The 17,083-nt window shown below is 45.2% G+C and carries 13 protein-coding genes; 11 read left to right on the forward strand and 2 right to left on the reverse strand.

Going from position 1 to position 17,083, the window contains the following annotated elements:
- Positions 1-100 precede the first annotated feature (100 nt).
- From DXC10_RS10475 to DXC10_RS10505, 7 genes are all read left to right on the forward strand, one after another.
- Positions 101-1,309 (forward strand): site-specific integrase, encoded by a 1,209-nt coding sequence (locus DXC10_RS10475; RefSeq protein WP_101542910.1) that lies wholly within the window; start codon positions 101-103, stop codon positions 1,307-1,309.
- A 706-nt stretch (positions 1,310-2,015) separates the two neighbouring features.
- Positions 2,016-2,600 (forward strand): DUF3575 domain-containing protein, encoded by a 585-nt coding sequence (locus tag DXC10_RS10480; RefSeq protein WP_101542909.1) that lies wholly within the window; start codon positions 2,016-2,018, stop codon positions 2,598-2,600.
- Between the two features lie 11 nt (positions 2,601-2,611).
- Entirely contained in the window at positions 2,612-4,042 is a 1,431-nt protein-coding gene (locus tag DXC10_RS10485) for a DUF3868 domain-containing protein (protein WP_101542908.1), read from the forward strand.
- Positions 4,043-4,073: 31 nt separating this feature from the next.
- Positions 4,074-5,846, forward strand: coding sequence for an Mfa1 family fimbria major subunit (locus DXC10_RS10490; protein ID WP_101542907.1), 1,773 nt, complete (start codon positions 4,074-4,076; stop codon positions 5,844-5,846).
- A 271-nt stretch (positions 5,847-6,117) separates the two neighbouring features.
- Positions 6,118-7,191, forward strand: coding sequence for a FimB/Mfa2 family fimbrial subunit (locus tag DXC10_RS10495; protein ID WP_117737847.1), 1,074 nt, complete (start codon positions 6,118-6,120; stop codon positions 7,189-7,191).
- A gap of 21 nt (positions 7,192-7,212) precedes the next feature.
- The gene (locus DXC10_RS10500; RefSeq protein ID WP_101542905.1) at positions 7,213-8,949 is read left to right on the forward strand and encodes a hypothetical protein; all 1,737 of its coding nucleotides are present in this window, start codon (positions 7,213-7,215) and stop codon (positions 8,947-8,949) included.
- A 40-nt stretch (positions 8,950-8,989) separates the two neighbouring features.
- Entirely contained in the window at positions 8,990-12,115 is a 3,126-nt protein-coding gene (locus DXC10_RS10505) for a DUF4906 domain-containing protein (RefSeq protein WP_101542904.1), read from the forward strand.
- 116 nt (positions 12,116-12,231) lie between these two features.
- Here the strand turns inward: DXC10_RS10505 and DXC10_RS10510 are convergent, their stop codons facing one another.
- Entirely contained in the window at positions 12,232-12,534 is a 303-nt protein-coding gene (locus DXC10_RS10510) for a helix-turn-helix transcriptional regulator (RefSeq protein ID WP_101542903.1), read from the reverse strand.
- Positions 12,535-12,822: 288 nt separating this feature from the next.
- On the opposite strand from DXC10_RS10510, the gene DXC10_RS10515 reads away from it, so the two are divergent.
- Complete coding sequence (locus DXC10_RS10515) at positions 12,823-13,086, forward strand: hypothetical protein (protein WP_117737848.1); 264 nt, start codon at positions 12,823-12,825, stop codon at positions 13,084-13,086.
- A gap of 15 nt (positions 13,087-13,101) precedes the next feature.
- Here DXC10_RS10515 and DXC10_RS10520 read toward each other — a convergent pair whose 3' ends face one another.
- Complete coding sequence (locus tag DXC10_RS10520; protein ID WP_101542901.1) at positions 13,102-14,454, reverse strand: MATE family efflux transporter; 1,353 nt, start codon at positions 14,452-14,454, stop codon at positions 13,102-13,104.
- Positions 14,455-14,571: 117 nt separating this feature from the next.
- Here DXC10_RS10520 and DXC10_RS10525 point away from each other — a divergent pair, with 117 nt between their 5' ends.
- From DXC10_RS10525 to DXC10_RS10535, 3 genes are all read left to right on the forward strand, one after another.
- Positions 14,572-15,219: an HAD family phosphatase gene (locus tag DXC10_RS10525; RefSeq protein ID WP_101543004.1), complete on the forward strand. Its 648-nt coding sequence runs from the start codon at positions 14,572-14,574 to the stop codon at positions 15,217-15,219.
- A gap of 82 nt (positions 15,220-15,301) precedes the next feature.
- A complete protein-coding gene (gene panB / locus DXC10_RS10530; RefSeq protein WP_101542900.1) occupies positions 15,302-16,123 on the forward strand; it encodes a 3-methyl-2-oxobutanoate hydroxymethyltransferase in 822 nt (273 codons plus the stop codon).
- Positions 16,104-17,081 (forward strand): MFS transporter, encoded by a 978-nt coding sequence (locus tag DXC10_RS10535; protein ID WP_117737849.1) that lies wholly within the window; start codon positions 16,104-16,106, stop codon positions 17,079-17,081. Before panB ends, DXC10_RS10535 begins: the two co-directional genes overlap by 20 nt.
- The last annotated feature ends 2 nt before the right edge of the window (positions 17,082-17,083 follow it).

Below are 17,083 nucleotides of genomic sequence, written 5' to 3' on the forward strand. Positions count from 1 at the left end.
TTTTGAGCGAAATAACAGTTGTATATGCCGGATTGATCGCCATCACATTAGCTACAGTCTCCTTTATCTTTTATAAGTGGAAACACTAAATCGATTATATATGGCAACAATGAAAGTTAAATTTCGTGCATCTTCTATTTCAACGAAAGAAGGCACATTATTCTATCAAGTGGTTCACGGACGTGTAGCACGTCAAGTTAACACCGGTTACAAGGTATATCCCTGTGAATGGGATTCCGCTCATGCGGAAATCGTTTTTCCGCCCGGCATCGGGGATAGCCGCAGCAATTATCTTGCATCATTGAAAGAGATTTTGTATGCGAACACCAAACGGTTCAGGAATATAATCGCACGTCTGGAGCGTGCCGGTGAGGACTATACTGCCGAAGACGTGCTGAAATGCTATCTCACACCTTCGGAGGGCAAGGGCTTCATTTCTTTTGCCCGTGAAGTTATCCGGCAGATGGGACAGATCGGGAAACCCCGTACTGCAGAACGGTACACGGTTGTCACCAGAAGTTTCGAGCGTTTTTGTGGCGAAAATGATGTGTTTCTCGATGAAGTTGATTCCGATTTGATGGTACGCTATGAAAACTTCCTGAAAGCGGCAGGGGTGTGTCCCAATACCACATCCTATTATATGCGTGGCTTGCGAGCCATCTACAACCGGGCCGTCGAAAAGGAACTGACCGTACAACGCTCTCCGTTCAGACACGTTTATACGGGTATCGACAAGACGGTCAAGCGGGCTGTTCCGCTGAATATTATCCGTCAGATCCGTGATTTGGACTTGACTCTTTCTCCGGCGACCGATTTGGCAAGGGATGTCTTCATGTTCTCGTTCTACACACGTGGAATGTCATTCATTGACATGGCATTTCTCAAGAAAAAAGACCTTCAGAACGGAATACTCTCTTATCGCAGACAAAAAACCGGGCAGCAGCTCTCCATTAAATGGGAGAAACCCATGCAGGAAATCATCGACAAATACGACATCGCGGACACTCTCTATCTGTTGCCTATTATCAAGAATATGGAAGTGGATGCACGAAGACAGTACAAGAATGCGGCTCATTTGGTCAACGACAAGTTGAGGAAGTTGGGCGAACAACTGGGATTGGCAATTCCGTTGACCACATACGTGGCGCGTCACGGTTGGGCTTCCATTGCCCGGAGTAAGAACATTCCGCTTCCAATCATCAGTGAAGCGATGGGACACGATTCCGAAAAGACCACGCGCATCTATCTCGCTTCGTTGGATACTTCTGCCGTTGACAAGGCAAACAGCCAGATACTCAAGGCTCTGTAAGGACTATGATAGGATGAAAATCTGCTTCAGTTTGATACAGCCGGATAAGTAAAATCGGACAAAAATCTATTGTGCAAATCCCTAAATCTCCTTTTAAGAGAATTATTTTATGCCACAAAAGTACTGAAAAATGCAAGAAACCGCCAAACAAATGAAAACAAAATAATCGGTAATATGATGATTTTCTTCATCTAAACCTAAAGATGTCAAGCGATATTAGGCTTTTCACACTGTTTTTATGATATAAAACACTTGATTATCAATCTACAATAAAATCCCTAATTCTCTTAAAAGGAGATGTATCAATGGGCAGACGTTTACAGGGACACACTCGCGTTTCTCAAAATAGGAACGAAAGAGGATTGGGTGTCAATTTCTTTGAGTGGTTCCTGAAAGACGTATGAAACATGGTTAAAAGAAGTGCTTCTCAAAATATATAGTTGTTGGGTAGTAGCTTCATTCTCTCTATAAGAGAAATATGAATACGTGAAATAGGATTCAACTGATTGATAAACAGGAATTGTTCTTCGACAGAGAATGCTAATTTATACAGACTCTGTTAAGCATAGCAACTGTACAATTCGAAAGCAACATCCGTTTTGATACGGTTATCACCTATAAATCACGCAATTCTTTCCATGCAGTCATTCTCTTATAGAGAGATGTTGCGGATAAAGAGTGAAACTGAAATAAATATAAATAGGAAATGAAACGTGCGCTTTTATTATTTATGATAGTCGTCTCCTGTGTCTCGCAGGAACTTTGTGCGCAGAAGGTGGGTGTGAAAACCAATCTGGCGGCAGATTTTACGTTGAATCCCAATATAGGATTGGAGGTAGGTCTTGCTCCCAAGTGGACACTGGAAGTGGATGGCCAGTTCAATGCGTGGACAATCTCAAACGACAAACGCTGGAAGCATTGGTCAGTGCAGCCCGGAGTCAGGTATTGGCTATGTGACCGCTTTGGTGGCTCCTATTTCGGAACCTATTTGCATGGCGGACAATATAATGTCGGCGGCATCAATCTCAATGTAAATTTTCTTGGAACGGACTTCCGTAAACTGAAGGACACCCGCTATCAGGGGTGGTTCATCGGAGGCGGTGTGTCATACGGTTACGCTTTTGTACTTGGCCGGCATTGGAACCTGGAAACGGAAATAGGTATCGGTTATTCCTACACCCGTTACGACCGTTTCCGGTGTACAGGATGCGGAAAGAAGGTTGAAACGGACAAGCCGCATCACTACGTGGGTCCCACGAAAGCGGCCATTAACTTGGTTTATCTATTCTAATTTACAGTGAAATGAAAAGGACGATATTCATACTGGCAACCCTGCTTGGCATGACAGATATGACTAAAGCGGTGGCTCAGGACACAAAGGACATTCTGCCCGGTGTATCCGTTGAAAACTTCAACATGAATCGCAATGGCAAGTACCTGACCGTTACGATGGGTATAGATTTGTCGGAGCTTGATGTGAACTCCAACCGTGCCATACTGCTCACCCCGCGATTGGTCAATGGGACGGATTCGATCGACTTGCCGTCGATAGGCATCTACGGACACCGCAGATATTACTATTATATAAGGAATGGAATCAGCACCATTTCGGGTGAGACGGAAAAATCATACAAGGCATCGAACAAACCGGAACAACTGGAGTATGACAACCATATTCCCTACGAGAAATGGATGGACGGGGCCACACTCAAGTTTCACCGCAGCGACTGGGGCTGCTGTCAGGAGATATTGGCGGAATACGATGGATTGTTGGGACGACACCGCGAGGCGTTCTTCCCCGAACTGGTATTCGTGCAGCCCAAGGCCGAAGTCATGAAGAGCCGTTCCCTGTCCGGTTCGGCATACATCGACTTTCCGGTGGACCAGACGGTAATCTATCCAGACTACCGCCGCAACACGGTCGAGCTGGGCAAAATACAGGCGACCATCGACTCCGTGCGTAATGACAAGGACATCACCATTACGTCCGTGTGGCTGAAAGGTTTTGCCTCGCCCGAAAGCCCCTACAAACACAATACCGACCTTGCCATCGGGCGTACAGCCGCACTCAAGAAACACATAGGCCAGTTGTACCACTTCGCAGACAACATTATCCAGACCGATTACGAGCCGGAGGACTGGGCAGGCCTGCGTCGCTATGTGGAGCAGTCAAACATCGACCACCGCACGGAGATTCTGGCGATGATAGACAGCGACATGGAACCGGATGCCAAAGAAGCGAAAATCAAGTGTACCTATCCGCAGGAGTACCGCTTCATGCTGCTGAACTTCTACCCGGCATTACGCCATACGGATTACCGCATCGACTACAACATCCGCACGTTCAGCGAGACAGACGAAATCCGCCGTATTATGGAAGAGCAGCCGCAGAAGCTGAGTCTGAACGAGTTTTACCTTGTTGCCGGAAAATATGAACCCGGTACGGACGAGTTTACCGAGGTCTTTAACACGGCCGTGCGTATGTTCCCCAACGATGAGATTGCGAACCTCAATGCCGCCAATGCTGCCATCCGCAGGGATGATTTCGGAGCGGCACGCAGGTATCTTGACAAGGCGGGCGACTCCGCCGAGGCGATCTATGCGCGTGCCGCGCTTGCCATTCGCAAGGAGGATTACGAAACGGCACGGCAATATCTGGAGAAGGCGCGTGACATGAGTCTGGGACAGGCAGCCGCCACGCTGAATGAATTGAACAAAAGGCGAAAGAGATAAAACTTAGTAATAATTTTTAATTTTTAACAACATGAGAATTAGATCTCTATTCTTGTCAATGGTCGCCGGACTGGCGTTCGTTGGCTGTTCCAGCGAGGAAGACATCGCCCCCGGCAACAACGGCGGTGAGTTAGGCGAGCCTCAGTTCCTGACGGTAAACCTTGTAACCAACCCGACTAATGGAACCCGTGGTACCCGTGCTGCCGGTGACCAGCACACAGGTGACCCTAACAACAATTCCACATACGAAGAAGGTCTCGATGCGGAGAACAAGGTAACGAAGGTGCGCTTCTACTTCTTCAACGCAGACGGTAGTGCTGCCTTCGTAAAAAAAGTCGGTAACGATATGGTCAACTATCTGGAGTGGACCAACGTCACGGAGGAAGGAAATAATACACCTAATGTGGAAAAAATCCTCACAGCACAGTTGATTATCGAGTCTCCTGAAGGAGATCAAGCCCCGTCCCAAATTGTTGCGATTATCAATCCTATGTTAGAATCTGCGAGCTCTGAGCGTACCCTTGGAACTCTTGCCACTGTAACACACAACGCTAAAGCAAACACCACCAGTGGTAAATTCTTGATGAGCAATTCCACCTATGCAAAGGACAACGTAAAGCAAATGGCAGTCAGTGTAGAAGGTAAAATCAAGAAGACCTCGGGCGAAGCTCTGAATGACCCCGTGGAAATTTACGTTGAGCGTGCCGTAGCAAAAGTCCGCCTGAACAGTTCCCTGACGCCACTTGATGGCACAACCAACATTTTCAAGACTTCGACTGACGAAAAAAAACAGGAAGTGACAGAAAACAATGTTACGAAAGAAATCTATGTCAAGTTCCTCGGCTGGAATACCACCGCCGTTTCCAACAGATCCCGTCTTGTTAAAGAAATCAATCCGGGATGGAGCGCCACTCTGTTCGGTGCCGGTGCTACTCCGTGGAACTGGTCGGACTACTGCCGTTGCTTTTGGGCAATCAATGCAAACAATGTAAGTTACGAGTATGGTGCTTTTGTTCCGGATACAGAATCGAAACAAATTGACGGCAACAAGTTCCAGGCTCAGGCCAAGACAAAATTTGACGGAAAAGACTGGGTTTATGTAAACGAAAACGCATCGCCATACGCTTCCGACATCACAACATCGACGGGCGGTGATGCTTCAACACCCACCAAGGTTATTATTTCAGCCCAGCTTGTTGATAAAGACGGCAACGCACTCGAATTTGCCGAGTACGGTTCGACAAGAACTACTATCGACGGCCTGAAGGACCTGTTCGCAAACAACTGCGGTCTCTATAAAAAGGAAACCGTGGATGGAGCAATAAAATTCGTCAAGATTACTCCGGAAGAACTGACAGTAAAAACTGCTACCGCAGCTGGTGAAACAAGTACTGCAGACGGCAAACCGGATATTACCGAGCCGGGCCGTTACAAATCATACGTCCAGCTGGCAACCGATGAGGATGGTAAATGGTATGCCTCAAACGCCGAAAATGCTACTGCCATTACCGCCGCAGCCGCCAATGAGCAACTGAAGAAGCTCGGCTCTGCAAAAGTATGGAAAAACGGTTATACCTATTACTACTTTGACATCAATCACTTTGGCAACAAGATAGGTGTTGTGCGTAACCATATTTATGACGCAACAATCACTAAACTGGCAGGTCTCGGCACGCCGGTGTATGATCCGGAAGAAGTCATCTATCCCGAAAAACCGGATGAATCCGACGACACATTCATCGCAGCCCGTATCAACATCCTCTCTTGGCGCGTAGTTAACAGCAATGTGGTACTCGATTGGTAAAAAATGGTGGAGATGTGTGATACCCGCGTATGCGGATGACATACAGGCATGATGAAAGACTGATAAACAAATCATCGGACGGGGAGGGACCCCCCAAAGGAACTCTCTCCCCGTCCTCAAATAGTAATGAGAAAGCACTTCCGTACCGGTGCAAAGAGAGGTGCGCGGCCATGGAGTCCCATATGGAGGCACTCCCACTTGTTAAGGAAATTCTTTGCGGGATAAAACCCGCAACCGACATATATAAAACAGATATAGGAATATAAACGGCATGAAAATAAAGGCTTATATAAAGAGAAAGGCATTGCGAGCATGGGTGACGGCGATGGCGGTACTGCCATTGTTCGCTTTTGTGTCATGTGACAGTTTTGTCTATGACTACGAAGGCGACTGTTCCGTGACCTACCGCCTCAAGTTCCGCTACGACAAGAACCTGAAATGGGCGGACGCCTTCGCCAACGAGGTCTCGTCGGTTCATGTGTATGCGTTCGACCCCTCGGGTGTACTGGTATGGCAAAAAGCGGAACAGGTAGACCCTGCGACAGCGGAAAACTATTCGATGCTGCTCGACCTTCCCGCCGATGACTACAACTTGCTTGCCTGGTGCGGACTTCAGAATGACGGTGAACGCGAAGAATCCTTCTCCGTGCCTGAAGCTCGTGTTGGCGAGACCCGCATGGAGCAGTTGCAGTGCGCCCTGAACTGTCGGCACGACGAGGCAGGAGCCTACAGCGAAGCCCACTTGTACCGCCTCTTCCACGGCACTCTGGACGTGTCGCTGCCCGTGAACGACGACGGCGGCAGTTACGAGTACACCATGCCCCTGACGAAGAACACCAACCACGTCCGTGTCATCCTGCAGCACCTCTCGGGCGAGGATGTGAACAAAGCGGACTTCACCTTCCGCATTGATGACGAGAACGGTCTGATGGCACACGACAACGAGCTGGTTGCCGACGAGAACATCAACTACCGCCCGTGGAACATACAGGAGGTCGAGGCGGGCATTGGCAGGGACGGTACCCCTGTCATCAGCAACGTGAAAGGAGTCGTCGCCGACTTCACTGTGGGGCGCCTGATAGAGACGCACCGCGAGAAAATGATACTTGCCATTGACACCAAGGACGGCAAGCAAGTGGCTCGCATCCCGGTGATAGACTACGCCCTGATGGGAAAAGAGTACTACGAGAATGAATACCGTTACCCGATGGACGAGCGGGAGTACCTCGACCGTTTGGACGAGTGTGTGATGACCCTCTTTCTCGACGAGAACCACAGATGGGTGAGCAGCGTCATCCAGATCCTGTCATGGCGTGTGGTATTGAGCAACGTTGAAATTGAATAACCGGAAAGAAGGATTTGACTGATGAAACCGAACATTATACATAACATCGTAATTTGCCTGGCGGCACTGCTGCCGGTTATGGTGGCGTGCAACAGTCAGGAAGAATCCTTGCCGGAGGAGATTTCGGAAGCTACCCTATATTTGAACATAGAGCCGATCGGGCTGACGAGGGCGGCAACGGCAACGCTGCCCGACAACGAGAAGATGTACAGCGTGCGTGTCATCATACTGCATCCTGACGGGACGGTGGAACACAACAAGTTCTATGCTTTGGACGGTGCGGAAGAGCAGAACCTCATTCTGCTCAAGGTGACACCCAATGAGAAGAAAAAGATATACCTCTTCGCCAATGAGGAGAGCGAGTCTGCGGTGGAGGGCGTAGTGGGTGTAAACAGTACGTTGTCCGCGTTCTTCGATAGCTATGGCGAGGGAGCGTCCGGCTTTGAAGAAACCGTGAACGGCCTTTATTTCACCCCGGATTATTCGGACGGGAACCCCATCCCGATGTCGTCCATGTACGAGATAGATATTCCAGAAAAAGGAGTCGTCGAAAAGACTTTCTACGTGGTGCGTGTCGCCACCAAGTTCACGATGAACTTCATGAACTGGCGCGGAGAGAATGTAACCGTGAGAAATTTTACCATAGCGAGCCATGCTGACAAGAACTTCTTGATGGCGCATGTCAATGACAGCGAACAGAACCGGCAGCTTTTCAACGGGAAAAGCTGGATAGACTGGCTGAGAGAGGTTTCCGAAACCTCGTCGGAGAACGACGATTATGCCACTACGGAAGCCGCCGGCTGGTTGAAGGATTACAGGCTGCCTGCACAGGCGAATAAGCAAGTGGTATATACATTCCCTTTTCCTGTCACTGTGGCAGCGGCGGAGTTTGACGAAAACAATCTTGATGACATAAAACCGGGCACGGCATCGGAAGCATTCTATCTGCCCGAGAGCAAGAACCCTAAGGCGGATGCGGCAGACGGCGAGCAGGAATACACTTTGACGCTCAATATAGTCGGGAACTCCGATCCTTTCGTCCGCAAGCTGCCCAACTTGAAGGCGCTTTTCCGTAATACGAATGTCGTGGTGAACATCACCATGTACAAGAATCTGGAAATGGTGGTGGATGTCATCCCGTTCACATCGGTAAATGTAACGCCCGATTACGGTCTGGGCAAAGAGGACTTCACTGGCTACGTTGTGGGAAAGGATGAAAATGGCAACAAATGTTGGTATGATGGCAATTATTACGACCCCGTGACAGCGGTTCCATTGTATCTCGGTCCAAAAGATAATCCGGGAAAGTTTGTGACCATCAACAACAAGGAGTATCTGCTTGTGTATGCGGATTACGAACGGACAGCGGCAAAACTTGACCATTTTTTCGAAAAGGAGACCCGGAAGAAATATCTTCTCACTCCGGAAAGTATAACCGGATATAAATACGGGAATGATATGTATCTCAATAAATTACAGCAACGCGTGTGGCTCGATTCCGGTGGAGATCCCAATGGAAACGCTGATGCCCAAGCAATCTACACAGCTTTGCAGAATGTAGGATTGAATTTGAAGTGTTGTCACATCCTGTACGAATGGGACAGATTGGACTGGAATAAAGCACGCTGGTGGGGTGAGAAAGGAATATATCCGAAATACTGGTTTGACGTTCTCGGCAACCGCTATCCCTGGTCGGAAGGAGATACAGATGCAAAGAGAAAAAACAAACTCGGAGAATGGGTACAATACCTTGAATGAGTTTGCAACATACTTGACACTTTAAAATTTATGAGCAATTATGTCACAGCATAATAAGAAATATAGCATCAATTTTTCAATCATACTGGCATTTCTGGCTATGGTGGTTGTCATACTTGCCGGATGCACGGATGACTTTATAGACGGACCTGTAGATATTCCTGACGCAGAAGTTGAATTCAAAGGCGAAGTGATTTTCAAACCACTTGTACCGACGGCAGTACAAACACGTGCCGAAGCACCTGAAGGAGGCAAATACAAGGGTATAAAGTCCCTGTATGTTTTCTTCTTTGATTCCGAGAGGAAACCCGTAACGGAATACAGCGGAAACGTGGATTTCACTCCCGCACCCTCGGAAGGCTCTACGCATGAACATATTACATTCAAAAAGAAAGTACGGGCAGGACGTTATTATGTCTATGCCATTGCCAATATATCTGATACCCAGAAAAGTGATCTTACGAGCGTAACATCCATCGAAGACCTTAGAAATTTCAAACTCGTTTGGAACGGCAACATCGAGAATGACCTTGAGATGTTCGGTGTGTTCCAGCAGGACTATGACAAGGAAACAGGTTCCGTTCCCGGTAATGAGAATTTTGAAGAGGATGTTCTCCTTACTATTACTCCGGACCGGAACAGCCTGCATTCCTGGGTACGCAGGGCGGTGTCGAAAGTAACCGTGGATTTCGACGGAACAAATCTGAAAGAGGGAGTAACTGTATATATAAAAAACGCCGTGCTGAAAGACATTACATCCGGTGCTCTTCTCGGAGCCTCCTCAGCCGTCGGAGAGAATGACCTTACCTGCATCACATCGGATTATTCCATTACCTACGGAGAGGGTGAAGACCACAACGTCTGGCCTACGGTGACAAAAACAAAAGCATTCTCACCATCGGATATATGGAAAGAGCAGAGTATTGCAACTTTCCATGACGACAATGCCAAAGCACTTCCTTGCTATGAAAATATGCAAGGTACACATGAAGACAAATCCAAACTTCAAGACACCAACGGAGACGGCATCATTGACTCCAAGACAAAAGACGGGGTTGATAACGGCACCTACCTCGAAGTGGAAGGATATTATGTCGCCAATCGGCCTGAGTATAAATCAGAGGGTAAAATCATCTACCGCTTCATGCTTGGGAATAATGCGACAAATAATTTCGATTTAGTCCGTAACCACCATTACAAGATTACAATGAATTTCAAGGACTATGGCAATGACATAGACTGGCACATCGAGTATGTCGAGAAGTATTTGGATGTCACCTACCCCGAAGATGTGAACTATCAGGGCAAATTCTTTGTGCCAGATAATGACTATCAAGCTAATATGGCAAATGCCGGTCATACTTTCAATAATCAGAATGTAATCACGGTGACCAGCTATGCAACGAACGGCATGGACAAAGAATGGATAGAGCCGGAAATCAGCTATACTTACTATTCATATAATGAGCAGGTCGGGGTGTGGGATATAGACAACACTACCTCCGGATGGCTTACACTTACCAAGGGTACTCTTAGCGATGACAGGTCACAAACGCCATATACATTTGTTGCCTCCATGACAGATCCGACTGAATCCACTATCAATAACTTGTTTCCTGCTGCAAGCAAAGGTACTGAAGGCTCCCCGTATAATCTTTCCAGCAAAGATGGAGGAAGCTCTGTGGAGAATACCGCTAACTGCTATATGGTGGGGGCTTCCGGCTGGTATTGCTTCCCTCTCGTGTATGGAAATGCAATCACAGGTGAAAGTACAAACGCGATGGCATATTCATCATCACACATGGTAAACCATCTTAAGAATAAAATTTCTGCACCTTATATTAAAGATAATAATGTGAGTCTCTCCGATGTCAGTGTGAAACTTATATGGCAGGATGCCGAAAATCTTATCATACCAAGTGAGATAAAATATGATTCTACTCTTTTTGGCGGTAATGGCGGAATAAAATTCCACATAAGTAACATACAGGAAGGAAATGCCGTGATAGCCTTGATTGACAATAGTGCTAAGGAAGATGATTATGTCGATATAGACCGAGGTAAGATATACGGGAAAAGCGGAAGCACAAAAGCTATCTGGAGCTGGCACATTTGGGCTACCCGTTTCGGTTTTGAAGATTTCGAGAAGGACATCCGGATTCTCAACCATGAAGAGGAAGCATTTGATGTCATGCCTGTCAATCTCGGATGGTGTTCGGGAGGCAAGGCGATAAAGTATTATAAACGTCGCAAGTGTGATATAAAATTCAAGGTAGGAGAGCACGAGATAATCAGGACTATTGAACAGTATCCTCATTTTGTCCTTCCCCGTGGCGACCATCCTTACTACCAGTGGGGGCGTAAGGACCCGTTTGTCGGATCAAATTTGGCTTTTGGAAACAAACCCAGATGGACTTATGACGGAACTAAGTCTATCAAGTATTATGAATGGAGTGATTATAACCCTCCCCGTCTTTATAATGAACCGAAAGAATTTTTGAATAACATAAACCGAAAACACACCAAGGAGTGCCTTGATGTGCTTGTCAAGAACCCTGACAAATGGCATAACGCACCGCGACAACCTAATGTACCAACTGATTTTACACAAGGTTTTTATAGTACTAATGAATCACCCACAGACCTATGGTCGAATGCCGGTGGCAAGACGGTCTATGACCCCTGCCCACCGGGATATCAGGTAGGCGATAAATCTGTTTTCACCGGATTTACGACTCACGGGCAATCTGCTAAGTTCCCTTACGATTGGTATGATGTACTTGAGAGCAATATGCCGCAAGATTATTACTCAACAGACATCTCGGTAAACAGACAGGTTTTGGAACTTTATACGGACACACGGAAAATTCAATCCATCACTTTCCCGATCACAGGTTATCGTGATTATGATGACAAAGCCGCAGTCGTTAAATATCCGCAGGCGAGTGGAGAATATGAAGGTTATGTATGGTTCAATGGCGCGAATGGTGTGACCCGTTCTTACCATTTGAAATACCACCGCAACGATATTCAGGGTACAGGTGATGACGGTTGGAAAAATCGAGGCGGAGATGGGCTGAACCTGATAGCCCCTTATGAGGATTTCTATAATACAGACGGTTTCGGTATTCGTCCGGTATCAATAAAGCAACCGACTCAGCCATGACCGTACACCCCTGTAATCGCACAAGAGACTGCAAGCCGGAGACGGAAGCAAAATACCGCCCGGCTTTTGAGCTATATACCGCCACAGACCTCTCCATCGCCGGCCATAGTCCTGCTTTATTGCTCGTTTTCGTTCAGACCTTTGATAATTTCGATGCCCAATGTGTTTTCTATCTTACATATAGTTTCCAACGACATATTCTTTTGTCCTTTCAGCATCTTGGATATATATTGCTGGGTGCAGTTCATTTTCTCGGCAAGCATTTTCTGTGTCAAGCCGAGTTCCAACATCCGCTTTGACATAAGGGCGGCAATAGCTCGTGAGTATTGCGTCCAATCCCTTTTATCCTGACCGGATTTGATTGTCTGCGATTCAGTCTCCAAAATTCCGCAAGGCATCTTGTATGTCACTGTATTCATTGAAACGATTACATTGCTTAATTCAGTTGCAAAGGTAGCACAAATATTTGAAATTGCACAACTTCCGGGTTGTTGTTCCGTGGAAAGAAACGAAATTCCATGCCTAAATCAATGATTTAGGTAAGTAGAGACTTGTCGCCTCCCTATTCATAATGGTAATGAACTTCCATGTTGTTAATTCCTATGTTCTACCGTAAGAACAATATTTCTCCATTTGTTTGTTGCAAATTTGTTGCGCATGGATTGTTTACCTATATATTACTATTGATTATCAAAGTATTATAATTTATGCAAAATCAAATTGCGTTGAACCATAAGATGGAGGAAATATTTCCGTCTGATTATGTAGCGTTTACCCCTTTGGCAAGTATATTGGATGAACAGTATGCCGATGTTCGCCGTTTTCGTAATGCTGTATTACTGGCGAGTTTTTCAATATATTTGATTACATTAATGGGTTTGTTAGGGTATATCAACGATGAAGTACGCCGTCATAGTAAGGAGATTACTATTATTTATGAAAATCCTATAAACAGTATTAAGAGCGAATAGTAGGAAACAGAATAATCAAGGCTGAGGAGAAGTTAATCTCTTTAGCTTTTTCACGTATATCCATAGGGCAATGACCGCTGTAACGAACGCAAAGAAATCTGACACTGGCATACATGTCCATATTCCGTCTAAACCTAGATAATGGGGAAAAATTAGTAACCCAGGAAGTAGATACAGCAGTTGGCGGGTGAGCGACAAGAAAATACTGATTTTAGCTTTTCCTATACTTTGGAAAAAGTTACCTATCACAATTTGTGCACCTACCAACGGAAACATAGCTATACCAATACGGACGCCTCTTGATGCCATATCTATCAATTGTTCATCGCTGGTGAAAATGGCGGATACAGCATGAGGGAATAATTCGCAGATGATGAAACCGGTACTGGTAATACATACTCCCGAAATAATGCTCAACTTTAAAGTCGTTTTTACCCGGTCGTGCTTCTGTGCCCCGAAATTATAGCCTACTATAGGTTGCATACCCATTGTCAATCCTAATACAATCATTACATAGAGTACCAGCAAACGGTTCATAATACCGTACGCACCGATAGCCATATCACCACCGTAATGTTGTAGACTGTTGTTTACGATAATGACGATGACACATGCCGTTACATTCATCAGGAATGGGGACATGCCGATGGAGAATATACTGGTTATAATCCGTTTCTTCATTTTCCAAAAATCCGATTGGAAACGTACAAGGGTAGTTTTCTGAAAGAAATGGCTGATTACCCATACCATACCGATGAATTGTGATATGACGGTTGCTGTAGCAGCCCCCCGAATACCCCATTCGAAATGGAATATAAAAATTGGAGCAAGGATGATGTTGCAAACGACTGTTACCATAGAGGTCAACATCGCTTTCTTGGGATATCCGGTAGCACGCATAATGTTGTTCAGGCCAATCATGGTATAGGTGATAGGAGTACCCAATAAAATTACCTGCATAAAGTCGCGTGCGTAAGGTAATGTATCGTTACTGGCACCGAAAAAACGTAGAATATCATCCAAAAATATAAAAGAGATACCTCCAAAAACAAATGCATTGATAAGACAGAACATCAACGTGTTTCCCAATACTTCTGTTGCCCCGTCAAGGTCTTTCTGTCCCAAACGTATAGATGAAATAGTGGAACCACCGGCTGAAACCAAAGTACAAAAAGCAACTACAAGGTTCATCAAAGGAAAAGTAATGGCAAGTCCGGCAATACCCATGGCACCTACGCCATGACCAATGAAAATACTATCGATAATATTATACAAAGAAGTTATAGTCATACCTATAATAGCAGGTATGGAGTACTGCAAAAGTAATTTACCAATACGCTCGGTTCCTAAAATATGCGGGTTATTCATTGATATGAGTCAATTAGAGACTACAAAGATATTAAAAATTTGTTTGGTTCGAGGATAATTCAGACCTTTGTCCCCGGTATAGTAATGATATTAACAGATTTAGGTGAAAGAATGTTTATGGAGACAATGGAAACAATATCTGTCTTATTTGATTTTGACGGAGTAGTAGTGGATACAGAGACGCAATACAGTATCTTCTGGCACAAGATAGGGGTCAATTATTTAGGTATGGAAGAATTGGAAAACCGTGTGAAAGGGCAGACTTTGACGTATATCTACGATACTTTTTTTTCCGGCATGACGAAGGAGCAGGCTGAAATCACCGGACTTCTGAATAGTTTTGAGGAAAAAATGACATTTGATTTTATTCCCGGTGTACTCGATTTCATTTCTGACCTTCATCGTCATAGTGTAAAGACGGCGGTAGTGACCAGCTCAAACGAAATTAAGATGGCAGCTGTATATCGTGTTCATCCTGAAATAAAGACGCTTTTCGACCGTATTCTCACTGCTGAGATGTTTGTTGCTTCCAAACCTGCACCCGATTGTTTCTTGCTCGGCATGGAGATTTTTGGTACTACTCTTGAAAATACATATGTATTCGAAGATTCTTTTAATGGTTTGAAGGCTGGAATGGCGTCTGGAGCCAATGTAATTGGACTTGCAACTACTAATAGTTATATGGATATAGCTCCTTTGTGCCATCATGTTTTGGAAGATTTCCAGGGTTTCACATACGATAAAATGCTCCAAGTGCACAAATAATAGGAAAAAGCACTACCTTTGCGGCAGTGAATTAAAATCTTATTTTCTGTATTGCACGTAAACTAAAAACATATAATAAATTATGGCTGGATATATTTCGGATGATACCCGTAAAGTGACTACACATCGCCTCGTAGAAATGAAACAAAGAGGTGAAAAAATATCGATGTTAACTTCATACGATTACACCATGGCGCAGATTGTAGATGGTGCTGGTATGGATGTAATCCTTGTTGGTGATTCTGCTTCCAATGTGATGGCGGGAAATGTGACTACGTTACCTATCACTCTTGATCAGATGATTTATCATGCTAAATCTGTTGTGCGTGGAGTGAAGCGTGCGATGGTAGTAGTAGATATGCCCTTTGGCTCTTATCAGGGAAATGAAATGGAAGGTTTGGCTTCTGCCATTCGCATAATGAAGGAGAGTCATGCGGATGCATTGAAGATGGAAGGCGGGGAAGAAATTATAGGTACGGTAAAGCGCATTCTTAGTGCCGGCATTCCTGTAATGGGACATTTGGGATTAATGCCGCAATCCATTAATAAATATGGGACTTATACAGTTCGTGCCAAGGATGATTCCGAAGCCGAGAAGTTGATACATGATGCTCATTTGCTGGAAGAAGCCGGATGTTTTGCAATCGTATTGGAAAAAATTCCCGCAGTATTGGCCGAGCGTGTGGCGAACGAATTGACTATTCCTATTATTGGTATCGGTGCCGGTGGAGGTGTAGATGGTCAAGTATTGGTTATTCAAGATATGTTGGGTATGAATAATGGTTTTCGTCCGCGTTTCTTGCGTCGTTATGCTGATCTTCATACAATAATGACTGATGCAATCAGCCATTATATATCCGATGTGAAGAACTTAGATTTCCCGAATGAAAAGGAACAGTACTAATGGACTTATGACGCTCAATTTCTGGCGGATATGTGTAGCAAACCTATTGCTGTTCACGTCTGTTTACATGCTGTTTCCGCTGCTACCTTTTATTATGGGAGTGCAGTTGGATATTTCCATTCCGCAAACGGGAGGTATGTTCATTATGTTTGCAGTGGCAATGTTGATGGTTGGTCCGTTTCATGCTTATCTGGGTGATACCTATAAAAGAAAGCATGTACTTCTGTATTCTACTCTTATTATGTTGGCGTCAATGTTGGGATATGCGTTCGTTGATAGTTATATAAAACTTTTGATGCTTGCAACTGTTCAGGGAGCCTCTTTCGGACTTGCTACAACGGCAGGTATTACGGTGGCTATTGATATCACTACTTCTGCTCGTCGTAGTTCCGGAAATATGGTATATGCATGGGCGGCGCGGTTGGGTATGCTGATTGGTGCCGGGTTGGGTGTATTGTTATTCCGTTTTTATGGCTTTCCGATGGTAGTTTATGGGGCGGTAATAGTGGGAATGTTCAGCGTATTTTTTGCATCAAGAGTCTATGTCGCTTTTCGGGCGCCTATTGGTATGTCGTTTTGCAATCTTGATCGCTTTTTATTACCACGTGCATGGTTGCCTGCGATAAACATGATGCTTATTGCATTTATACCGGGTATATTATTGCCGTTGCTGTTTGTGGGAGAGTATATATCACTTTTGACATTGGTTGTTTTAGCATTCCTGACAATCCCTTCTATAAAAATGTTTGTCAAGTTTTCTCATCATTGCCAACGCGGTACGGCTAATACAACTTGTCATTTAGCGATGGAAATGGGAGTATTGGCCGGTCTTGTAGTAGCTTGTCATAAGATGGATATAGCTTTGTTACATCATGTTGCCTTTGTAGCTACTATCCTTGCTTTGTTATTCTTTGTTTTGTTGACTTATCCCTATTACAAGAGGAAACGGATCAGATGATT

Origin of the sequence: Bacteroides sp. OM08-11, from assembly GCF_003438665.1 — a bacterium.
GTDB classification, from domain to species: Bacteria; Bacteroidota; Bacteroidia; order Bacteroidales; family Bacteroidaceae; genus Bacteroides; species Bacteroides cutis.